Genomic DNA, 21,907 nt, shown 5'->3' on the forward strand with positions numbered 1-21,907 from the left:
TGCTAAATCGCCAGGCGGTGGAGGTGTCGTAGCGGTAATAGGTGGCGTAGTTCATGTCGTGAGTCCTTTAAGTGTTCGGTGTGTGGCAAAAATAATAAGGGCTGAAAAAACAAAACCCCCGGTCGGGGAGCCGACCGGGGGTTAGATTTCTCTGGTAGGCGACCCCTTGAGTAGTGGGCGCCGATTTCAGGTATCAGGCGCGCCAGTGGCTAAACCAATACCCAAAATAAAAGCTGACCAGTGCGCTCAAACCGCTCACACGGGCAGCCACGACCGAGCGCTGGGCGCTGGCAGCAGGGCAAACCTGAATGTGGGTGAGTTGCAACATGGTGTGTCTCCAAATGATGGTGGGAGCTTAACTGAGGCGAGCGGGTGGATTCAATCAGTAATTTCTATTGAGTGTGGGTACTTACGGCTATGACCCAAGTGTCGATATGCTGCACGGACTTCACGATGATTGCCTGGATGCGACCATGATTGCCTTCACGATTGCTGCTGCCCAATCCATCTCCATTGCCGGCGACGTGCCCGGAAATATCGCGCGTCACTTGGCATTCATGCGCACGGCGGCAGAGCATGGTGTGCAATTGCTGGTGTTTCCGGAACTGTCGCTGACGGGGTACGAACCAGCGTTGGCCGCCGGATTGGCGATTGCGCCTGACGATGAAGTATTGACGCCGCTGCGGGAGATGGCCCGTGAGTTGCGCATCACCGCCGTGGTGGGCATGCCGATTCGCCTGGGGGCCGGCAGTGAGGTGTTGATCGGCGCGCTGGTGCTGGGGCCGGATGGTTCGGTGGCGGTCTATACCAAGCAGCATCTGCATCCCGGTGAAGAAGCGGCCTTTGCTGCAGGGCAGGGCGGGGCCGCCCTTGAATGGGGTAACGACCGGATTGCCCTGGCGGTATGTGCAGACTTCTCCCACCCCAGCCACCCACGGCAGGCAGCCGAAGCCGGGGCGAATATCTACGTTGCGGGTGTGCTGATCAGCGAAGGCGGCTACGCTCCCGATACGACGTTGCTACAAGGCTACGCCGCCGAGCACCAAATGCTGGTGCTGATGGCCAATCACGGTGGCCCGACCGGTGGCTGGACCTGCGCCGGACGCAGTGCGATTTGGGGCGCTGACGGCACTTTGATCGCAGCCGCCCCTGGTGTGGGCGATTCGTTGGTGATTGCACGTCGCAGCAGCGCTGGCCAATGGCGCGGGGAACAGGTGGCGATTTAGGAGGCGCAGGCACATGGCGTTTCAACTACAGGCTGCAACCAGCCAGCACCTGGCCTTCGCCCGAACCCTGACCCATCAGGCCATGGGCAACTATTATCGCCAATACGACTTGTCCTGGTCCGATGCCGGGTTCGATACCGCCTGGGCGGGTCGGGAAAACTGGTTGATCTGTCGCGATACCCAGGTGCTGGGTTTCATCAGTCTGAGTCGTGACCCCAAGGCGTTGTATATCCGCGAATTGCACATCCTTGAGGCGTTTCGTCATCAAGGGGCTGGCGGCTGGGTTATCGAGCAGATGGTGTACAAGGCGCGCGCGGAAGGGCTGGGTCTTTTACGGTTGACCGTTTTCAAGACCAACCCGGCGCGACGGCTGTATCAACGCAAGGGCCTGGAAATCGTAGATGCGGAGGATTGCTTCTGGCGCATGGAGCGCAATTGCCGGCCGTGATCAGGTGTGAGTACTGCCAATTTTGGGAAAACAGGCACTTGGTTTTAATAAGCGCATACTGACTTCAAGAAATGACTTCCTGATCTTGCCTTACGGTTTCGTCCTCAACCGGGATGATCCCGTCCTTCATGCCTAACAGGACCGCGACCTTGTGGGCTTCTCCCCGCCGTCCCTTTTTGCGCCCAGCGAGCACTTGATAAGTGGTTGCCGGGTCCACGCCATGTTCCCGGGCGAACGCTTGAACAGACTTACCTTGATGTTCCAGCCAAGCCTTGGCTTGTGCAGCAGTGCGAATACCGGGCATAGTTCAAAACCGTTCAAGTTTGTGTAAAACGAGATGAGTGTGTCACCTCTTGGGGTGTGCCAAATAGGATCATACATCCAAATGAGTGGAATCGGTTTCCGGTTAAGGCAAGAAAGAGAGCGACTTGGCCTGTCGCAGAAAACTTTTGGTGAAATAGGAGGTGTAGAAGCTAACGCACAGGGGAAATACGAAAATGGCGGCCGTGCGCCCAAGGCCGATTACTTGTCCCGGGTGGCAGAAAAAGGTGTCGATATCCTGTACGTGTTGACCGGCACGCCGACGCCGACCCAACTGGAAAATCTGAGCCAAATCGAAGAAAAAGTGCTGGGCAACTACCGTGCGATGTTCAAGGAAGACCAGGATGCAATCCATCGCCTGACTTCTACCCTGGCCGAGCATTCACTCTCCACCAATGGAAAAAACCGGTCATCGGCCCCGGATTCCTGACCTTTTACCCAGGAAATTGAGCCGCCCGCCACTCGGCGGCGGCCCGTTGTGCATTGAAACTCTATATATATGACGCTTGCAGCTAGGTCTGCGCCGTGGTTTTTTGCTAAGGTGTTCAGCAACCTATAAGACCATATCGCGAGGTGTCTGCTTGATTAGGGTGCTAGTAGTCGATGACCATGATCTCGTTCGTACAGGCATTACACGAATGCTGGCTGACATCGATGGCCTGCAAGTAGTCGGCCAGGCCGAGTCAGGGGAGGAATCCCTGATCAAGGCCCGGGAGTTGAAGCCCGATGTGGTTTTGATGGACGTCAAGATGCCTGGGATCGGCGGTCTTGGCGCCACTACAAAGTTGTTGCGCAGCCATCCGGATATCAAAGTCGTGGTAGTGACCGTGTGTGAGGAAGATCCTTTTCCTACACGGCTGCTACAAGCGGGCGCGGCTGGCTATCTGACAAAAGGCGCGGGATTGGCGGAAATGGTCCAGGCCATTCGCCTGGTATTTGCCGGCCAACGCTACATCAGCCCGCAGATTGCCCAGCAGCTGGCGATCAAGTCGTTCCAGCCCACCAGCGACTCGCCGTTCGATGCGCTGTCGGAGCGGGAAATCCAGATCGCCCTGATGATTGTCGGCTGTCAAAAAGTCCAGTCGATCTCCGACAAGCTGTGCCTGTCGCCGAAAACCGTGAACACCTACCGTTATCGGATTTTCGAAAAGCTTTCCATCAGCAGTGATGTTGAACTGACCCTGCTGGCGGTACGCCACGGCATGGTAGACGCCAGCGCCTGAAATGACAGCTCCTGAAATAAAGGTCCAATTCGATCCGAGTGCGTTCCTTGCAACCTGCAGTGGCCGTCCCGGCGTGTATCGCATGTTCGACAGCGAAGCGCGCCTGCTCTACGTTGGTAAAGCCAAGAACCTGAAGAGCCGCCTGGCGAGTTACTTCCGCAAGACCGGCCTGGCAACGAAGACGGCGGCACTGGTGGCGCGTATCGCCCAGGTGGAAACCACCATCACCGCCAATGAAACCGAGGCGCTGCTCCTTGAGCAGACGCTGATCAAGGAATGGCGGCCGCCCTACAACATCCTGCTGCGTGACGATAAGTCCTACCCGTACGTGTTTCTCTCGGACGGCGACTTCCCACGCCTGAGCATCCATCGCGGTGCCAAGAAGCAGAAGGGCAAGTACTTCGGGCCTTACCCCAGCGCCGGCGCCATTCGCGAAAGCCTGAGTCTGCTGCAAAAGGCATTTTTCGTTCGCCAGTGCGAAGACAGTTTCTACAAGAACCGCAACCGTCCGTGCCTGCAGTACCAGATCAAACGCTGCAAGGCGCCATGCGTAGGCCTGGTTGAGCCGGCGGAATACGCCGAGGACGTGCGCCATTCGGTGATGTTCCTCGAAGGCCGCAGCAACGCCCTGGCCGATGAACTGTCCGGCGCCATGGAGCAAGCGGCGAGCACCCTGGATTTCGAGCGCGCCGCCGAACTGCGCGACCAGATCTCCCTGCTGCGCCGCGTGCAGGACCAGCAGAGCATGGAAGGCGGCACCGGTGACGTCGACGTCATCGCCGCCTTCGTCAACCCGGGCGGTGCTTGTGTGCACCTGATCAGCGTGCGCGGCGGCCGGGTGCTGGGCAGCAAGAACTTCTTCCCCCAGACCGGTATAGAAGAGGAGGTCGCCGAAGTCATGGCGGCGTTCCTTGGCCAGTACTACGTCAGCAGCCCCGAGCGCGACCTGCCGAGTGAACTGATCGTCAACGTGGTGCACGAGGACTTCCCGGCGCTGATCGAAGCGATTCACGAATTGCGCGGCCGCGAGCTGGACATCAGCCACCGCGTACGCGGCACCCGGGCCCGCTGGCAGCAACTGGCCGTGACCAATGCCGAACAGGCCCTGGGCGCACGTCTGGCCAACCGCCAGCACGTCGCCGCACGGTTTGACGCTTTGGCCGAAGTCCTCAACCTTGACGAGCCGCCCCAGCGCCTCGAGTGCTACGACATCAGCCATTCCAGCGGCGAAGCCACCGTGGCCTCCTGCGTGGTGTTCGGGCCTGAAGGACCGATCAAGTCCGACTACCGGCGCTACAACATCGAAGGCGTCACCCCGGGCGATGACTACGCCGCCATGCACCAGGCCCTGACCCGCCGCTTCAGCAAACTGAAGGACGGCGAGGGCAAGCTGCCGGACATCCTGTTGGTGGACGGTGGCAAGGGCCAGCTGTCCATGGCCCGCGACGTGCTCAATGAACTGGCGGTGCCCGACCTGATCCTGCTCGGCGTGGCCAAGGGGGCCACCCGCAAGGCCGGTTTTGAAACCTTGTACTTGAATGATGCCGCCCATGAGTTCACTTTGAAGGGCGACTCCCCGGCGCTGCATCTTATCCAGCAGATCCGCGACGAAGCCCACCGTTTCGCCATCACCGGCCACCGTGCCCGACGTGGCAAGACCCGGCGTACCTCAACCCTGGAAGGGGTGGCGGGGGTCGGGCCAACGCGGCGGCGGGACTTGTTAAAACATTTTGGTGGCTTGCAGGAGCTGTCCCGTGCCAGCATCGAAGAAATAGCCAAAGCTCCCGGTATCAGTAAAAAGCTCGCAGAGTTGATTTATGCAAATCTGCACAGCGAGTAGAATGCCTTCTCACCTCGTAGCCAGTTGTGCCGATGAATATCCCTAATCTGATCACCGTACTACGCGTCCTGCTCATTCCGATTTTCATTTTGCTGTTTTACCTGCCGTACGAATGGAGTTACATGGCATCCAGTTCGGTCTTCGCCTTCGCGGCTGCCACCGACTGGCTGGACGGCTACCTGGCCCGCCGCCTGGAGCAGAGCACGCCGTTTGGCGCGTTCCTGGACCCGGTGGCTGACAAACTGATGGTAGCCGTCGCCCTGGTGCTGCTGGTGCAGGAACACGGCAACCTCTGGCTGACCTTGCCGGCGGCGGTGATCATCGGTCGCGAGATCGTCGTCTCGGCCCTGCGGGAATGGATGGCCGAAATCGGCGCCCGTGCCCACGTGGCCGTGTCCAACATGGGCAAATGGAAAACCGCGGCGCAGATGCTTGCCCTGGTGATCCTGCTGGCCAACCCGTCGGATTTCTCCTTCTGGGTATTGCTGGGCTACGCCTTGCTGCTGATCGCCGCGGGCCTGACCTTGTGGTCCATGCTGCAATATTTGCGCGCCGCCTGGCCGCATCTGCGCACTGAGGTTGAAAAGAAATAAAACTTTTTTGAATCAAGGGGTTGACGGGTGATGAGGATTCTATAGAATGCGCATCACCAAGACGCGGGAATAGCTCAGTTGGTAGAGCACGACCTTGCCAAGGTCGGGGTCGCGAGTTCGAGTCTCGTTTCCCGCTCCAAACACAAAGAAGAAGCCACTCTAACGAGTGGCTTTTTTTTGCCTGTGATTTATGCAATAGACGCTTCGGCGTCTTTTTCTTTTCTACGGAAAACTACCGAAATCCAGGGACTTGTCACTTATGGTGACTGAGGCCGGCAGGACGGCTTGAATGACAGCTCACAACTGCCCTCGTCGTACGTGATCAGGATCCAGGAGCTAAAAGCGCTCGTGGGGAGTGAGTTGTTTGGCGTTTGACGGGGTGGCGACACTCAGGCCACGTGTGATCACGCTAACCAGCGAGCATCCCGTAATCCCGGATGGCCATTTCTTTCGAAAGCCTGCGCAGGAATTCCGCCTCGCTTTGCAGCAGCGTGATCATATTCAGGACATTATTGGCTTCGGCCGCTGTCAATCTGCGCAACAGGCTCAGCAAGTCAATCGCGCAGGCTTCGTTGATGGACGCTGACTCGATCAGCCTGAGTTGCCGTCTTTGAATCTCGTGCAAAGGATCCATCAGTCAAACCTTGGGTGCGGTTGAGTTTGTCGTCAGATGACACGGCCGATTTTCAGGCGCGAGAGCGGGGGATCCAATCAGACTGCTCTGAAATCACAGGCACGAATCTCAATCCAGCGGAGGAGGAGCGGTATACTCGGAAACAGGGTGACTGAACGTAGTGGTGCGGAACTCGTGAATCAGCGCCTGCAAGGTCGTGAGGTAGCTTGGGTCGCTCCACGGCGTGGCCGCTCTGAGCAGGACCTCCAACTGCCCCGATTCACGGGCCACCGCTGTCCACTCGATGCTGCGTGCAGCACCGTGAAGACGGTGGGTGGCGTGCAGGGCAGGCTCCAGTCTCTGTAGCACCATACCTTCAAGCAGCGCCTGTAGATCCCGCTCCAACGCTTCACGGATCTGTTGGTGGTCCACGGTGTACCGGTGGGCGAAGGGTTGTGGCAGTAACGTCAGCGTTACGCCGCACCATAACTCGATGGCATCCTGTAATTTTCCGAGGCCGATCGGCTTACTGAGGATGCCATCCATGCCCGCATCAAAACAGCGTGCGACGTGCTCGTTGCCTGTAGAGGCGGATATCGCAATGATGGGGCAACGCGTTTGTGCGGCATCCTGTTCGATCATGCGGAACAGACGGGTCAGCGAATAGCCGTCCTGGTCTGGCAAGTCGCAGTCCATCAAGATCAGGTCGTAGGTGCCTTGTTCAAAGCAGTCCACGGCCTGGGCACCATCTCTGGCGATCACCGCGGTGCAGCCGAAGCCTTCGATCTGTGCCCGCAATACGGCCTGGTTGGCGACGGTGTCCTCCACTACCAGAACGCGCAAGGCCTTTGGTGAGGATGCCGCTGACCAGCTTGTAGCGGGGAGTACGGTTTCAGCCTCCGTCGAATCGGGCGGCGCCAACTCCGCGGTCAACGACAATTCAACGCGCGTTCCGTTGCCCAGCGAACTGTCCAGCGTGAGGGTGCCGCCCATGAGTTTGAGTAAGTCGCGACAGATGACCAGCCCCAGGCCTGTGCCACCGGAGCGCTTATAGGATTGTGCTGCCTGGCTGTAAGGCTGGAACAGGCGAGCCTGGCTTTCCGGGCTCAGACCGATACCGGTATCGGTGACGGTCAAGCGCAGCTGCTTGTTGCGCGATGAAGGCAGGTCACTGATCACATAGGCAACTTCCACGCCACCGATTTCGGTGAACTTGATCGCATTGGATAGCAGGTTGTGCAGCACTTGCCCAATGCGGGTGCTGTCGAGCATCAACAGCGGCAGGTGGGATTCGCCATCGGTGCTGATCGATAGATGTTTCTCCTGGGCCCGCAAGCGATGCAGGTCAACGACGTTATGCACCAGGGTGTAGATGTTCACCGGCTCGTAGTCGAGTCTGACCTGTCCGGCATCAAGCTTGGAAATATCCAGTACGTCATTGAGCAGCCTCAATAACGACTGAGCGCCGTGGTTGGCCAAGTCGGCAAAGTGCTGTTGCTGCTTGTCCAGTGGCGTGTTGCGCAGCAGTTCGACGGCAGCCACCACCGCGTTCATCGGCGAGCGGATTTCATGGCTCATTACGGCCAGGAACATCGCCTTTTCCCGTTCGTTGCGCTCGGCGCGCTGACGCATGCGCTGGGTTTGGTAAATCGTGATGAGCAATAGCACTACCACCAGGACAATTAACGCGATCTCGTGAGGGTAGTGGGATACGACTTCCCTGAGCGGCAGTTCCTGGGTGGCATGTTCGCGCAGCCAGTTAGCGTGCAGGACGCGAACTTCGTCAGGGGTGACCGAGTCCAGCGTCTTCTGGATGATTGAGTGCAGTAAAGGCTCGTTTTTTCGAGTACCCATGCCAATTTGCGATGCCATACCGGTGAGCACCCCGGATATCTGCAGCTGGCCCTGGAACTGTCGATAGAGGAACGGCAGCAGATAGGCTTCGGTGGCAACCGCAGCGTCAGCGGTTCCTTCGGCAACTTGCTGCAGCATCGCCATGGCGCTGCCGCCGATGATCAGTTTCGCCCCAGGTGCCTTCGTCGCGAGAAAATCACTGTAGCGGTCGAAGTAGGGCAGGGTCACGGTCAACCGGTCCAGCTGTTCGGCCTCGAAAAGAGGCGGGCGCCCGGTGCGGGTGATGATGACCGTGGTGGTATTCAAATAGGCTGAAGTCAGCAGCAGCCGAGGATTTTTACCTCCGGGCCCATTAAGCCTGACAGTGGAGATAAGGTCTGCCTTACCGGTCATCAGCAGCTCTATGCGATCCTGGATCGAGTGAGCGGAAACGTAGTCGATCTTCATGCCGGTCTTGTGGGCAATCAGCTGCAAGTATTCAGCTGACAGCCCCTTGAGGCGGCCGTTCTCCACGTATTCGATTGGAGAAAGACTGCCCACTGCGGCGACACGCAATACCGGATGATGTTCGATCCAGACTCTTTCCTCGACGCTTAAATCAGGTCCGGGAGGCCGCGCGCCGGCGTTAGCCCATGTTGCGGCCATTAACAGGCACAGGCTGGTGCCCCAACGAACGCGGTTCCTGGTCATCATGTCTAGTCCAGGGTTTTCATGATCTTGAACAAACCGTTATTGGAGGTGACCCCAAGCTTGCGAAAAGCCGTGGCCTTTTGCGTACTGATGGTCTTGATACTGCGATTGAACTTCTCGGCGATCTCCGTCACGGTCATGCCTTCCAGATAGCAGCGGATCACTTCCTGCTCACGTGCCGACAATGCCGCTCGCTGCAAGGCGTTGTCGCTGATAGGCGTTTGCGTCGACTCGCCGGGCCTGGCTGCGTCGGCCACCTGGTAAGACATATCGGCACTCAGGTAAATGGCGCCCGAAGCAACGGTACGAATCGCCTTCACCAGGCTTCCCAGTCCCTCATCTTTGCCTACAAAACCGCGCGCTCCTACACGCAAGGCAAGCGAAACGGTAGCCGACTCATGATGGCTTGATAGCACCAGAATACGACAGTCAGGGAAGCGGCTTCGCAAGGCGCGAATCAGGGAGACGCCGTCGAGTTCATCCCGTCCCAGAGCAAAGTCCAGCAGCAAGACGTTGGCGGGCATCGTCGCCATGCCGCGTATCAGTTCGCGACTGGTTTCATAGACGCCAACAATCTCGATGGATGACTCTTCGGCGAGGTGGCTGACAAGGCCGTGGCGTACCACTGCATGATCATCAAGGATCGCTATGCGTATGGTTTTCATGGATGCCAATGGACACTCGAAAGTAGCCGGATAACTAATTGATTAAAGACCATCTCTCAATTCGGCTCCAGCAGGGGTGAAGATACCGTTTAACCACGCCGTGATTATTTCAGCACACGCGAGGCGATGTTTGCAGGAACAATGGACGTAAGCGCATCCCTAGGCAGTGATCATGCTCAGGAATACATCGCTCTCCATGGGCCGGGCCAGAGCGAAACCCTGCCCGGTGTTGCAGCCCAGCCTGCTCAGCAACTCGATGCTTTCGGTATCTTCAATCCCTTCGGTGATCAAGTTGATATTGAACAACTGCGCCAGGCCGACGATCCCCGAGATGATTTCTGAAGAGTGGGCAAACTGGCCCACCGCACGCACCAGGGCTCCGTCAATCTTCATCTCGTCGAATGGCATGCGTGACAGCAGGGACAACGTCGCGGCGCCGGCACCGAAGTCGTCCAGGGACACCGGAAAGCCTTTGGCGCGCAAAGCAGTGATCGAGGCTGAAAGGGCCAGCTCGCTGTCGGGAGCCAAGTCTTCGGTCAGCTCGATCTTGAGGCGTTTGCAAGGCAACCCCGCCCGATGCATCTTTTGCGCAAGTCTCGTGGCCAGGCCATGGGCGCAGAGCGTGCGTGCCGAAGCGTTGATAGCGATGGGAATATCAATGCCTGCACGCTTCAACTTGCCCAGGGTGTCGATCACAGTCTTCTCGATAAAGCTGAACAACAACAGATCCAGCCCGAGCTGGTTGATCATCGGGATCAGGACCGAGGGTGGCACATCCCCATGCCGTGGATGGTGCCAGCGGATCAGGGCTTCCGCGCCGACAATCTCTCGTGTCGCCAGGTCATATTGGGGCTGGTAGACCACTCTTAATCCTTCGCCGGTGGCGAGGGCCGCCACCACCTCATCGTCATTGAGCAGTTGCTCCAGTTTTTCCTCATGTGGACTGCGCGGTGCCGGATGGGCGGTATGCGCCAATTGACTGATCACTGCCAGGAGTTGCTCGGGTTGTTGCTCCACCGCGATCTCTACCCGGATACCTGAAGCCCTGGCCAGGCGTGCATGGGAAGCCAGGGCTGCCGTCGAGACGCCATTGAGAGTGTGCGTCCAGCCCTGCTCAAGGCCTGCGGTCAGTACGCCGGGGGGCAGCGCATGCTCGGATTGTGGCTGTGCGGTCCAGACGATATGCGGAATGCTGTGTAGCAGCCCGGAAGCATTCAGGTCGCTGACACAGCACGGCAACATCAAGCTGTCGACATGGTCGGCATGAATCTGCGCGACGATGATGTCGACAGGTTGCTTGCGCAAGCGGGTCATCAACTCGCTCAACGAATCGATGTGTTCGATATGAAAAAGGGGGCTCCCGTTGAGCTGCGTGGCTACGCGGTGGGCGTACTGCTCGTCACTGGCCAGGATGACCAGGCTTTGCAGGGCGTGCTCGGAGGGAACGATGACGTGGGCTGCCATCAGCTGATGCTCGGTGGTTGTGGTGAGGTCACATTTGAGCAAAGGCGATGTGAGAGAAATATAAGACTGGGACTAAATCGCGGCTGGACCCTGTCTGGGGTCCGGCTTGTGCTGATCCGAAATTTAAGAGCAGTCCGATATCGGATTTGGCGAGCGCTCTACAGAATTCACCCCGATTCATGGCGGCTCGCAGCATGTGCGGGCATTACAGAACGAGTGCACGCACGCTGTCGCCGACAGCTGTTGCTCTGCGCTTCAATGCCACTTCGTGAGGCCTCATACCTGACGATGTGTGTGTGCTACAGGGTGAGTTATTGTGAAAGTCACGTCGCGTTCAGTCTTGCCGTTTGCGTTCCTGCGATCAGCCCCGCTTAATCCAATTCGCCACGGGGTTCGCATGCGTTATTGCCATGCGCCTGATGCTTGTCAGTCCCGACACCGTCAACTGGATTGGGCGATATGGGGGGTGATGACCCTGACCGGCATAACGGCATTGCTGAGTGCAACTGCCCATGCCGGCAATGGTGTGCACATCAACGCGAATGCGGACGGCCAGTGCGTAAGTTTGAATGACCCGCAGAACAACGATGGCAATGCCGCGACGTATCTTGCGCAAAACCTGATCTTCAAGGATCAGGCCTCGGGCAAGTGCAATTCCGCGACTAAAGGTTCGCAGACCGATTCGGTATTGTTTTACCGTCCAGGGGGCGTTTCTGGCGTAGGGGCGACCTCTCTGACCCTGGGCGGCGAACTGTTCGTCAACAGCGGCCGGGTGATCCTCGGGCAGCCCGGCGGCAATATGGCGATTGGTAACGAGAGTACTCAAGCCAGCGCCGACGGGGCTGCCATTGGTCATGGGGCCCAAGGCCTCGGCCGCTGGGGCATGGCGGCGGGGTTCCAGGCCAAGTCCCTGGCTGACTATGCCCACGCATTTGGCTATAACGCCCAGGCCTCGAATCAGTACGCCACGGCTATCGGCGCAAATACGACGGCGGCGGGAGAGCGGGCCACGGCTGTGGGCGCCGGTGCATCGGCCAGTGGCGGCGGGGCTTTTGCCGCGAGTCGCGACGCCAGGGCGGACGGCACCCACAGCGTTGCGGTGGGCTCTGAGGCCAGCGTGACGGCCAGCAGTAATGAAGGGGTTGCCTTGGGCAACAAGGCCAGCGCGCAACACAACTACGGCGTTGCACTGGGCAGTGGCTCAACGACGCAAAACCTGAAGGCGGTTGCGCCGGTGACGATCAATGGCACTGCCTACAGTGTCGATAGTACGTCGGCCATGGGCGTAGTCAGCCTGGGTAATGCCAGCCAGACTCGCCAACTGATCAACATGGCCCCCGGGGCGGTAAGCAACAACAGCACCGATGGCGTCAATGGCGCCCAGTTATTCGTGGCCTACGATGCGATCCAGAAGCTCGGGGATCGGGAGTTGGTGGCCACTCAGTCGGTGGCGGATGCCCTCGGTGAGGGTACTGCGGTCAAGGACGGCAAGGTGGTGCTGCCGGCCTTTTCCCTGACCAGCCTGGGTACTGGCGTGGCACAGCCCACATCGGTGGTGGGGGCGATCAAGGCCTTGGATCAGGCCCATAAAGGTACGCAGGAAGCCTTGAATGATGTTGATCAACTGGCCAACGCAACGGCAGGGCAAGTTCGTTTGGCGATGGCTGAGAAATACCTGCGTTGGAGCGAGGACCAGCAGGCCTACACGGCCAGCGAAGGCGCCCACCCTGAGAGCCGGATTGCCAATGTAGCCGCAGGTGTGGCTGCTACCGACGCGGTGAACAAGGGCCAGTTGGACGCCGTGGAAAGTACGGCCAATAACGCGAACAGCCTTGCTGCCAGCGCGCTGTCCGGTGCCAACGCAGCGATGGCCACCGCTGACGATGCCCGCAAAACGGCAAGCGCGGCGCAAGAGGGTGCCGACGCTGCCCTGCAAACGGCGGCGGGAGCACGGGCAACGGCAGATAATGCGCAGAGCACCGCCAAGGACGCCTCCAGCTCGGCCGAAACCGCACAGAAAGCTGCAGAAGCCGCGCAAGGTTCCGCCACTGCCGCGATGGGGGTGGCATCAACCGCGCAGGCGACAGCTGATGCCGCCCAAGGCACCGCCAGCTCGGCACTGGGGTCGGCAAGCGGCGCGCAGCAACTGGCACAGGCTGCACAGGAGGCTGCGGACGTGGCGGCGAATTCCGCAACGACGGCGCAGCGAACTGCAGAGGCTGCAGAAGGCAAGGCGAGCTCGGCGTTGGCCGGTGCCGATGATGCCCGTAAGGCGGCAGACGGTGTGCGAGCTGCTGCCGATGCCGCTTTGGCCAAGGCCGACAGCGCCGAAAAGAGCGCAGGTGTGGCGCAAGGGACGGCCAGTACCGCGCTGGACTCCGCGGCTGACGCCCAGAAAACTGCCGAATCCGCCCGGGGAACCGCCGAACGGGCGCAAGGGGCCGTTGCGACTGCACAACAGACGGCCGAAACCGCACAGGGTGTCGCCAACACGGCCCTGGGCTCGGCAGCCACTGCCCAGAAGACGGCCGAAGCCGCACAAGGGGCAGCCACCACAGCACTGAGTTCGGCGTCTGAAGCGCAAAAAAGCGCCGCGACGGCCCAAGGCACTGCCGATACCGCGCTGACCACGGCCTCCAGCGCCCAACAAGCCGCGAATGCTGCGCAGGGCTCTGCCGATACGGCGTTGGGCACGGCTGTTCGGGCCGGCGAAACCGCTACGGCCGCCCAGGGCTCCGCCGATGCCGCCTTGGCTGCAGCCGCCAGCTCCCACAAGACTGCCGACGTGGCCCAAGGCACTGCGAACACGGCGCTGGACAAGGCCGCCGTGGTGCAGAAAAGCGCCGATGCCGCGCAGCTTACAGCCAATCAGGCGCTCAGCGCCTCCGAGGGTGCCGGGCAATCCGCCAACGCGGCCCAAAGCGCGGCGGATTCGGCATTGGCAACGGCGACAGGGGCGCAGACTGCCGCTCAATCGGCTCAGGATCGCGCGGATGCCGCCGTCAGTTCGGCGGCCGGTGCACAACAGGCCGCAAATGCCGCGCAAGGCACGGCGGACACCGCCCTTGGTGCTGCCTCCACGGCACAGCGCACGGCCGACGCCGCCAAATCCACCGCAGACCAGGCACTGAACACGGTCTCCACGGCGCACCAGGCGGTCGAGACGGCCCAAGGCACGGCCGATGCAGCGCTGACCGCCGCAGCCAGCGCGCAAAGCGCGGCCGGTAACGCCCAGGGTACCGCTGACGGCGCATTGGCTTCGGCGGCCCGGGCACAGCACGCCGCAGATGCTGCCCAAGGCACGGCAGACACGGCATTGAGCTCGGCTTCCGGCGCGCAGAAAACCGCTGAAACCGCGCAGAGCTCCGCCGATACCGCCCTGGCTTCGGCCGCGTCCGCACGCAATGTGGCGGACAAGGCCCAGAGCACGGCGGACGCCGCCGGTCGCTCGGCAAACGATGCGCTGCAGGCCGCGACAACGTCACAGGCCAGCGCCGACAACGCTTTGGACGCCGCAAGCAATGCCCAGAAAGGGGCGGTCGCCGCCCAACACACCGCTGATGCGGCCAAGGCCACCGCCGATATCGCCACCGGCCAGCTCAAGGGCCTGGACGACGGCCAGACGGTCGTCCAGCGCATTGACGCGGCTATCCGAAGCGCCGCAGGTGTAGCCAGTGAGTTCGTTGCCAAGGCTCTGGGAGGAGGTTCCACCGTGGGTAGCGATGGCCAGCCGACGGCGCCGGCCTATGCCATCAGTCAGATCAATGCCGATGGCAGCGTCCAGCCCGCTCCTCAACTCCATGACAACGTGGGCGCTGCCCTGACGGCTTTGGACCACAATGTCGGCACGCTCAACGCCGCCGTGAACCGCCAGGGCGCAGCACTCGGCGCCTTGGGTGAGGGCGTCCGGGCCCTGCGTGACGATAGCGTTGTGTGGGACGAGGCCAGCGGCGCTTATACCGCGGGTCGTGGCGCGGATCGCAATGAGCCGGCACGCATCGGTAACCTGGCGGCCGGTGTTGCACCAAGCGATGCCGTCAACAAGGGGCAGCTCGATACCGTCGCGACCACCGCATCGCAGGCCGGCAGCGCCGCTGACGCAGCCCGGGCGGCAGCGGTGAAGGCCCAGGGGACAGCGGATGGCGCGGTGGTTGCTGCTGCTTTCGCCCAGACCGCTGCTGATGCCGCGCAACATGCTGCCGATACCGCTGGCAGCACTGCTGCCGACGCACATGAGGCTGCAAACGCTGCTCACACGTTCGCCAGTCAGGTTGGCCAGGTGGCGGAGCGCGCCGCAGCGCAATTGCAGGGGCTGGAGGAGGGTGAAACCGTACTTGATCGCATACAGTCAGCGAACCACGCAGGTCGACAGGCATTGGCTGATGCGCTGGGCGGTGGCGCTGCTGTCAACGCGGATGGTTCCGTGAAAGCACCGGCCTACGCTGTGACCCGGATCGACTCTGAGGGGGGCCCCGCTGGCCAGGTCCGGGCTGGCAACGTCGGGCAAGCGATCAAAACACTCGACGTGTCGCTGAATGCAGTCAACGCCAAGGCCGACAAGGCCACAGCGAGCATGGGCAGTTTGCGCGAGCAGGTGAACAACGGTCAGGCCGGCCTGGTTCGACAGGACGCCCTCAACCGGGACATCCAGGTGGCGCGGGACACTGACGGCGTTCGTGTCGATCTCAGTGGTACCCAGGGACCTCGGATTCTGACGGGTGTGAAGGACGGCGCCTTGGGTGCCGACAGCACCGATGCCGTCAATGGTCGACAACTCGATGCCGTCAACCGGCAGGTCAAGCAGTTGGCACAGCAAGCCTCCGGCATCGCGGTAGACACTCAAGGCGGTGACAAGGCGACGGTGGCGCCGGGCAGCAAGTCCGTGGCGGCAGGGGCCAGCGCCCAGGCCGGTGGCGAACGCAGTGTTGCCACGGGGGCCGGTGCAGTGGCCCAGGCGCCTCGCAGCACTGCACTGGGGGCTGGTGCCAAGGCCGATGCGCCAGGCAGCGTCGCGCTTGGCGCCGGCTCCCAGGCCCCGCGGGCGAATACCGTCTCAGTGGGCGCGCCGGGCGCCGAGCGGCAAATCACTAACGTAGGGGCAGCCAGCGAGGCGACGGATGTCGTCAATCTCGGCCAGGCCACGCAGATCTCCAACCAGGCCGCTGACCGCACGCTACGGCAAGCCAACGCCTATACCGACAGCCAGATCAGCGCGGTGCGCCAGGACGCCTATGCCGGCATCGCGTCGGCCATGGCCATGGCAGCCTTGCCTGTGGCTTCGACACCGGGCAGGAGCATGGTGGCCATGGGGACGTCGGTCTATGAGGGGCAATCAGCCTTGGCCGTTGGCCTCTCGGGGCGCACCGAAGATGGCCGTTGGGCGTACAAGGCCAATGGTTCGGGCAGTGCCCAGGGAAGTGTCGGGCTGGCGGTTGGCGTGGGTTACGAATGGTAGGGCCTGATATCGGCAGGTCGAGGGGCTGGCCCTCGGCCTGCCGATTTAGGAGCAGTCCGATATTCCTCTCCGGCCTCACTGTCCACAATAACCCTCAGTAATCATTGCCCGCTGTCGCAGCGGCTACCACTCGTGGAACCCGTCTCAGCCATCGGATTGCCGTGGTGCCTTGTTTCGGTTCGACGCATCCGTCAATGTCTCAGGTAAGTCATCGTGAAAGTCACATTGCGTTTCGATTCGCAGGTCGCTTGTCTGCATGCTGTTCCTCTCAACCCACTTCGCTCCCTCATTCGCGGCTTCTACTGCCCCGAGTTTGCGGTCACATCACGCGGTTGGCCGATTCTCGGCCTGCTGACCCTTACCGGGGTTTCGGCGCTGCTGGGCGTGTCTGATGCCCGTGCAGGCAATGGTGTACACATCAATGCGAATGACAGCGGCGAATGCGTCAGTCTCAATGACCCCCAAAATACTTATATTGCAGGCACCGGGGCCGACAGAGCCTATTTGAACGAAAGCTTGAATTTCAAGGATGGTCAGTCGGGACGGTGCGACTCGGACGCCAAAGGTGGCCAAACCGAGAGCGTGATGTTCTATCGGCCGTCAGGAACGCCGGGTGTTGGGGCAACCTCGCTTTCCTTGGGCGGGGAGCTGTATATCAACAGTGGGCGGCTGATGTTGGGAGGTGTCGACGGCAGCATCGCGATTGGCCATTCCGGCATCGAGGTTGGCGCCCCGTTTGTGACTGATAACGGCTTTGCCTTCGGCCGCGGTGCCCAGAGCACGGCCGCCTGGACCATGGCCTTGGGTCTTACCGCCAGGGCCCGGAACCCCTATGCGCTGTCGTTCGGGAATACCGCTACGGCCTCCAATACGTTCAGTACTGCATTCGGTTCGGCATCCACTGCTTCAGGTGAGTATGCCACTACACTCGGCGCGAGCGCACAGGCGGGTGGTGCGGGTTCGTTCGCCGGCGGGCGATTCGCAGTATCACGAGGGGAAAACTCGGTAGCGATCGGCAGGAACGCGAGCGCATCCAACTTGGAAAGCCTGGCACTTGGTTACAGCGCCCAGGCCCCTCAGAGGGCGAGTGTCGCGCTCGGCAGCTTTTCGGCCACTGACGATCTGCGCGAAGTTGCGCCCGTGACCCTCAATGGACGCGTCTACTCTTTCGACCGCAACAGCGCGGTCGGCACGGTCAGCGGCGGCAGTGCGGCGCGATTGCGCCAATGGATTTTTGTAGCTCCAGGGGCGGTGAACGCCACGAGTACAAATGCCATTAATGGTGCCCAGTTGTTCTCGGGATATGAGGCGATCCGCCGTCTCGGCACACGTGAGACCACGGCCGCTGAGTCGGTGGCTCAGGCCTTGGGGTCCGGCCCGTTGGCCCAGGGCAACCGGGTAGTGCCGGCACCGCTTGTGCTTACCAGCATCGACCAGGGAGCACCGCCGCCCACCACGCTGTTGGGGGCGCTGGCGGCTTTGGACGAGGCGCACAAAGTCACTGATGGGCGCATGGGGGAAGTGTTCGATTCCGTCATGGATATCTCGGAAAAAGCCCAAGTGTTGAGGGCGACCAAGAGGTTCTACTGGAACCCACAGACCGGTGCGTATGATGCCGACAGGGACGCCGGTGTGCCCGCGTCGATAATCAATATGGCTGCCGGCGTAGCGGCAACCGACGCCGTCAACAAAGGTCAGTTGGACGCTGTTGAAAGCAGCGCGATGCGTGCTCAACAAGCGGTCGACACCGCCAGTGCTGCCGTGGACAAGGCTCGTCAGGTGTCGTTGGCGGTAAAGGATGCCGCCGACTCATCGTTGGCACGGGCCAACAATGCCTCCCAGGAGGCAGCTGGCGCACTCGCCGCCGCCAATCTGGCCCAGGGCAGCGCCGGTGCGGCGGCAAGCGCCGCCAGCAAGGCCGGCGCGACTGCCGCCAACGCGCAAGTAGCAGCGGAGCGTGCCGGCGTTGTTGCCACCAGTGCTCAGCAGTCGGCCCAGACCGCCCAGGGCGCCGCCACGCAAGCACAAAGCAGCGCAACGACGGCGCAGGCTCTGGCCAGCGCCGCACAAACCCGCGTGAAGGAAGTGGTCGATATCGTGGACGAGGCCACGACTGCCGCAACAGCTGCCCTGGGCTCGGCTGATGCTGCTTCGGGTGCAGTCACTTCGGCGCAGGCCGCTGCTGCGGATGCACAAGACCGGACGGACCAGGCTGCCACTGCAGCTTCACGTGCACAGGGGGTGGCCGATGTTGCACAGCGTGCTGCGGATGCGGCCTTGCTTGCTGGCAACGGCGCCGAAGTTGCCGCGGATGCTGCGCAAGCCACTGCCGGCCAGACCATGAGCGCAGCGAACGCCGTACAGGTTGCGGCGGCTACCGCTCGTGGAATTGCCGATCAGGCCACGGGGGCTGCGTCGACGGCCCAGGGCGCCGGTGAGGTCGCCAAAAGCATGGCTGACAGAGCCCAGGACGCGGCTGCTGGTGCACTCAGCGCCGCCGGTTCGGCACAGGTTGCAGCCAATGCCGCGCTTGGCGCGGCAACCGACGCCCAGACAACGGCCGCCACCGCCCGGCAAACAGCTGACTCGGCGGGTGCTGCGGCCGCCACTGCGCAAACCAATGCGCAGAATGCCCAGGGCACCGCAACAAAAGCTCACAGCACCGCGGCTTCTGCCCAAGGTCTGGCTGATGTCGCCCAGCGCTTCGCAGACAGCGCATTGGGCGCTCTGGAAAACGCTGCGGTTATCAGCGATGGAGCTCAAGGCATCGCTGACGTTGCGTTGTCCTCGGCCTTGCAGGCGCAGCGGTCTGCGGATGCCGCGCAGCACACCGCCGGCGCTGCGCAGGGCTCTGCCATCAGTGCGAACAATACCGCCATGGCAGCGCGCGACAGTGCCGACACAGCACTCGGTGCGGCATCGACAGCACGGAAGGCTGCCAGCGCTGCCAGCATTACCGCCAATCAAGCGCTGAACCTCGCCACCGGCGCACAAGCTTCCGCTCAGGCAGCCCAAGGCACTGCCGGCACCGCCTCCGCTGCGGCGTCCGGCGTACAACAAGCCGTGCTGGACACCCAAGCCAAGGCTGACGCTGCGTTGGCCGCGGCATCCACCGCTCAGGCGGCTGCGCAGACGGCGCAGGGTGCGGCGGACCATGCGATGCTGACCACCTTGGCGGTCAATGAGAAGGCCCTGGCCGCCCAAGGCAGCGCCAATGCGGCCCTGGAGACGGCAAACACCGCGCGGCGTAAGGCGGACACGGCTCAGGCCTCGGCGCAGCAAGCAAACAGCGCCGGCATCGATGCAATGAGTGTCGCCGCCGCGGCGCAGTCGGACGCCGATCAGGCACAAGGCACCGCAACTGAGGCAAGCCAGCGTGCCGCTGCCGCACAAGTTACGGCAGGCATGGCATCGGGCGTTGCGTCAGAAGCCGCGCGAGCGGTCGATAATGCCCAGGGCACCGCCAACGCTGCCCGGTCCGCCGCCGATGTGGCGGCCGTTCAGCTTGCCGGCCTCGACTCCGGACAGACCGTGGTAGAGCGCCTTGATGCCGCGCTAAAGACGGCTTCAGGCCTTGGCCGTGAGGCCATCACCCGGCTGCTGGGTGGCGGCTCAACCGTGGACGCCGAAAGCCAACCCACGGCGCCCGCCTATGGCATCCCCGTGATCGCGACCGATGGTAGTGTTCAGCCTGCAATCAAACACGACAACGCAGGGGATGCGCTGAATGCGGTGGCGGGCAGTCTTTCCACGCTCAACGATGCCGTACGTACCCACGCCACGGCGCTTGGTACGGTGGGCGAGGACATACAAGGCCTGCGCGATGACACGTTGCAGTGGAGTGGTATCGACGGGGCCTACAATGCCAGCCGTGATCACTCGGCCAGTGAGCCGGCCCGCATCGTCCAACTTGCCTCCGGTCGCACACCGGCCGATGCGGTGAACAAGGGCCAGCTGGATGAAGTTGATCGCGTCGCGGCGGCAGCCCGGAGTGCCGCCGAGGCTGGGAAAACCATGGCAGACCAGACGCAAGGCGCAGCCGTGCGTGCGACAGACGCCGCTGTCACTGCAAGGACGGGTGCAGACGCGGCCATGGGCATTGCCGAGGCCACACAAACTGCCGCTGCAATGGTCCGTGATCGCGCCGATGCAGCGCACGCCAGCGCGACGCTCGCCGGTCAGGTCGCGGACCAGTCAGCTGCAAGGCTGTACGGTATTGCCCAAGGCGAAACCGTACTCGGGCACATCCAGGACGCCGCTCGAGCCCATGACCAGGCGCTGGCTACCGCATTGGGCGGCGCCGCAACTGTGAACGCCGACGGTTCAACGAGTCCTTCGCCTTACACACTGACGCAGCCTGGCAAGAAGGGCGCCGGGGCTCAGTCGATCAAGGTCGACACTATTGGACAGGCACTCGGTCAACTCGAAGACCGTGTTGTGGCTGCCGACGATCAATCGAGCGCCGTCAGTGCGCAAACCGACACCCTGCGCAAACAAATGGACAGTGGTGAGGTAGGGCTGGTCCGCCAGGATCCGTTCAGTCGTGACATACAGTTGGCCGGTGCCGCTGATGGGGCCCGGGTCGATGTCACTGGCAGCCAAGGCCCGCGCAGCCTTGCTGGCATTGAGGGTGGTGAGGTCAGTTCTACCAGTCTCGATTCCGTCAACGGGCGCCAACTGGAGGCAGTGAACCGGCAGGCCGAGCAATTAGGCCAGCAGTCTTCCGGCATCGCCGTGGATGCGAGCGAAGCTGGCGACAATTCATCCACCCGTTCGGGTAGTCAATCCGTGGCGCTCGGGGCGCAGGCTCAAGCCGGAGGCGAGCGCAGTGTAGCCATTGGGGCGGGCGCCACTGCGCAGGGTGAACAGGGCACTGCGCTGGGTTCGCGGGCAAGTGCCAATGCGGCGAACAGTGTGGCGTTGGGGGAGGGTTCCCGAACCGGTCGGGCCAACAGTGTGTCTGTAGGCGCCCACGGCACCGAGCGTCAAATCAGCCATGTTGCCGAGGCTGCGCGAGGCACGGATGCGGTCAATTTCCGGCAGGCGAAGCGGCTTTCAAACCAGGCCGCCGTTCGCTCGCTAAGTGAGGCCAATGCCTATGCCGACCGTCGTATCGGCAGCCTGCGGCAGGACGTGTATGCCGGTATTGCGACGGTGATGGCCACTTCCGGGTTGCCGGTGGCTTCCTCGCCGGGCAAGTCGATGGTGGCGGTGGCAACCGCTTTGTACGAGGGCCAGCCCGCTCTGGCCGTTGGGTTGACGGCGCGTTCCAGGGGTGGGAAATGGACCTACAGTGCAACCGGGGCGGGTACTGCACAGGGTGATTTCGGGCTTACCGTGGGACTTGGTTACCATTGGTAGTTAATCCTTTTTGCATAAGAGGTTTCAGCCTTTCCTTAGGCCAGCAGCACTAATTCACCTGCGGCGCCCAAAACACCCACTTCTCGTTTGGCTGTTTAAATGTTGCAAAAACAAGTCTGGAATTAAGTCTTTCCCAGCCGTCAGGGTCGTCCAC

At 61.7% G+C, this 21,907-nt stretch carries 14 protein-coding genes and 1 tRNA gene; 9 read left to right on the forward strand and 6 right to left on the reverse strand.

What is annotated here, in order from left to right; genetic code table 11:
• Positions 1–193: 193 nt before the first annotated feature.
• Positions 194–328: a hypothetical protein gene (locus BLU46_RS33400; RefSeq protein ID WP_017475425.1), complete on the reverse strand. Its 135-nt coding sequence runs from the start codon at positions 326–328 to the stop codon at positions 194–196.
• Positions 329–473: 145 nt separating this feature from the next.
• Between BLU46_RS33400 and BLU46_RS28455 the strand changes: the two genes are divergently transcribed.
• A complete protein-coding gene (locus BLU46_RS28455; RefSeq protein ID WP_093210205.1) occupies positions 474–1,226 on the forward strand; it encodes a carbon-nitrogen hydrolase family protein in 753 nt (250 codons plus the stop codon).
• Between the two features lie 13 nt (positions 1,227–1,239).
• Positions 1,240–1,674, forward strand: coding sequence for a GNAT family N-acetyltransferase (locus BLU46_RS28460; protein WP_063028968.1), 435 nt, complete (start codon positions 1,240–1,242; stop codon positions 1,672–1,674).
• Between the two features lie 64 nt (positions 1,675–1,738).
• Here BLU46_RS28460 and BLU46_RS28465 read toward each other — a convergent pair whose 3' ends face one another.
• On the reverse strand, positions 1,739–1,978 hold the full coding sequence (locus tag BLU46_RS28465; protein ID WP_003208935.1) for a DNA-binding protein: 240 nt from the start codon (positions 1,976–1,978) through the stop codon (positions 1,739–1,741).
• 81 nt (positions 1,979–2,059) lie between these two features.
• On the opposite strand from BLU46_RS28465, the gene BLU46_RS28470 reads away from it, so the two are divergent.
• The 5 genes from BLU46_RS28470 (at position 2,060) to BLU46_RS28490 (ending at position 5,790) form a co-directional block, all read left to right on the forward strand.
• Positions 2,060–2,425, forward strand: coding sequence for a helix-turn-helix domain-containing protein (locus BLU46_RS28470; protein ID WP_023658724.1), 366 nt, complete (start codon positions 2,060–2,062; stop codon positions 2,423–2,425).
• 151 nt (positions 2,426–2,576) lie between these two features.
• Positions 2,577–3,218 (forward strand): response regulator transcription factor GacA, encoded by a 642-nt coding sequence (gene gacA, locus BLU46_RS28475; protein ID WP_008436066.1) that lies wholly within the window; start codon positions 2,577–2,579, stop codon positions 3,216–3,218.
• A 1-nt stretch (position 3,219) separates the two neighbouring features.
• Complete coding sequence (uvrC, locus tag BLU46_RS28480; RefSeq protein ID WP_032899474.1) at positions 3,220–5,058, forward strand: excinuclease ABC subunit UvrC; 1,839 nt, start codon at positions 3,220–3,222, stop codon at positions 5,056–5,058.
• 32 nt (positions 5,059–5,090) lie between these two features.
• Entirely contained in the window at positions 5,091–5,651 is a 561-nt protein-coding gene (pgsA, locus tag BLU46_RS28485) for a CDP-diacylglycerol--glycerol-3-phosphate 3-phosphatidyltransferase (RefSeq protein ID WP_003208929.1), read from the forward strand.
• A 63-nt stretch (positions 5,652–5,714) separates the two neighbouring features.
• Positions 5,715–5,790: transfer RNA gene (locus BLU46_RS28490), tRNA-Gly, on the forward strand.
• A 270-nt stretch (positions 5,791–6,060) separates the two neighbouring features.
• On the opposite strand, the gene BLU46_RS28495 is transcribed toward BLU46_RS28490, so the two are convergent.
• From BLU46_RS28495 to BLU46_RS28510, 4 genes are all read right to left on the reverse strand, one after another.
• A complete protein-coding gene (locus BLU46_RS28495) occupies positions 6,061–6,285 on the reverse strand; it encodes a hypothetical protein (RefSeq protein WP_063028970.1) in 225 nt (74 codons plus the stop codon).
• A gap of 108 nt (positions 6,286–6,393) precedes the next feature.
• Positions 6,394–8,811, reverse strand: a complete 2,418-nt coding sequence (locus BLU46_RS28500; protein WP_093208472.1) for an ATP-binding protein — start codon at positions 8,809–8,811, stop codon at positions 6,394–6,396.
• A 2-nt stretch (positions 8,812–8,813) separates the two neighbouring features.
• Complete coding sequence (locus BLU46_RS28505) at positions 8,814–9,473, reverse strand: response regulator transcription factor (protein ID WP_063028974.1); 660 nt, start codon at positions 9,471–9,473, stop codon at positions 8,814–8,816.
• 159 nt (positions 9,474–9,632) lie between these two features.
• The gene (locus BLU46_RS28510; protein ID WP_063028976.1) at positions 9,633–10,937 is read right to left on the reverse strand and encodes an EAL domain-containing protein; all 1,305 of its coding nucleotides are present in this window, start codon (positions 10,935–10,937) and stop codon (positions 9,633–9,635) included.
• A gap of 469 nt (positions 10,938–11,406) precedes the next feature.
• Here BLU46_RS28510 and BLU46_RS28515 point away from each other — a divergent pair, with 469 nt between their 5' ends.
• Both BLU46_RS28515 and BLU46_RS28520 read left to right on the forward strand, forming a co-directional pair.
• Positions 11,407–16,392 carry a YadA-like family protein gene (locus BLU46_RS28515; protein WP_172834556.1) on the forward strand — a complete coding sequence of 1,662 codons (4,986 nt, stop codon included), beginning with the start codon at positions 11,407–11,409 and terminating at the stop codon, positions 16,390–16,392.
• A gap of 516 nt (positions 16,393–16,908) precedes the next feature.
• Positions 16,909–21,753 carry a YadA-like family protein gene (locus tag BLU46_RS28520; RefSeq protein ID WP_157721318.1) on the forward strand — a complete coding sequence of 1,615 codons (4,845 nt, stop codon included), beginning with the start codon at positions 16,909–16,911 and terminating at the stop codon, positions 21,751–21,753.
• Positions 21,754–21,907 lie beyond the last annotated feature (154 nt).

Origin of the sequence: Pseudomonas yamanorum, assembly GCF_900105735.1 — a bacterium.
GTDB lineage: Bacteria > Pseudomonadota > Gammaproteobacteria > Pseudomonadales > Pseudomonadaceae > Aquipseudomonas > Aquipseudomonas yamanorum.

Excerpts from the sequence above, each read along its gene's own strand:
- BLU46_RS33400 (WP_017475425.1), bottom strand. The coding sequence starts at position 328 with ATGTTGCAACTCACCCACATTCAGGTTTGCCCTGCTGCCAGCGCCCAG.
- BLU46_RS28455 (WP_093210205.1), top strand. The coding sequence starts at position 474 with ATGATTGCCTTCACGATTGCTGCTGCCCAATCCATCTCCATTGCCGGC.
- BLU46_RS28460 (WP_063028968.1), top strand. The coding sequence starts at position 1,240 with ATGGCGTTTCAACTACAGGCTGCAACCAGCCAGCACCTGGCCTTCGCC.
- BLU46_RS28465 (WP_003208935.1), bottom strand. The coding sequence starts at position 1,978 with ATGCCCGGTATTCGCACTGCTGCACAAGCCAAGGCTTGGCTGGAACAT.
- BLU46_RS28470 (WP_023658724.1), top strand. The coding sequence starts at position 2,060 with ATGAGTGGAATCGGTTTCCGGTTAAGGCAAGAAAGAGAGCGACTTGGC.
- uvrC (WP_032899474.1), top strand. The coding sequence starts at position 3,220 with ATGACAGCTCCTGAAATAAAGGTCCAATTCGATCCGAGTGCGTTCCTT.
- pgsA (WP_003208929.1), top strand. The coding sequence starts at position 5,091 with ATGAATATCCCTAATCTGATCACCGTACTACGCGTCCTGCTCATTCCG.
- BLU46_RS28495 (WP_063028970.1), bottom strand. The coding sequence starts at position 6,285 with ATGGATCCTTTGCACGAGATTCAAAGACGGCAACTCAGGCTGATCGAG.
- BLU46_RS28500 (WP_093208472.1), bottom strand. The coding sequence starts at position 8,811 with ATGATGACCAGGAACCGCGTTCGTTGGGGCACCAGCCTGTGCCTGTTA.
- BLU46_RS28505 (WP_063028974.1), bottom strand. The coding sequence starts at position 9,473 with ATGAAAACCATACGCATAGCGATCCTTGATGATCATGCAGTGGTACGC.
- BLU46_RS28510 (WP_063028976.1), bottom strand. The coding sequence starts at position 10,937 with ATGGCAGCCCACGTCATCGTTCCCTCCGAGCACGCCCTGCAAAGCCTG.
- BLU46_RS28515 (WP_172834556.1), top strand. The coding sequence starts at position 11,407 with ATGACCCTGACCGGCATAACGGCATTGCTGAGTGCAACTGCCCATGCC.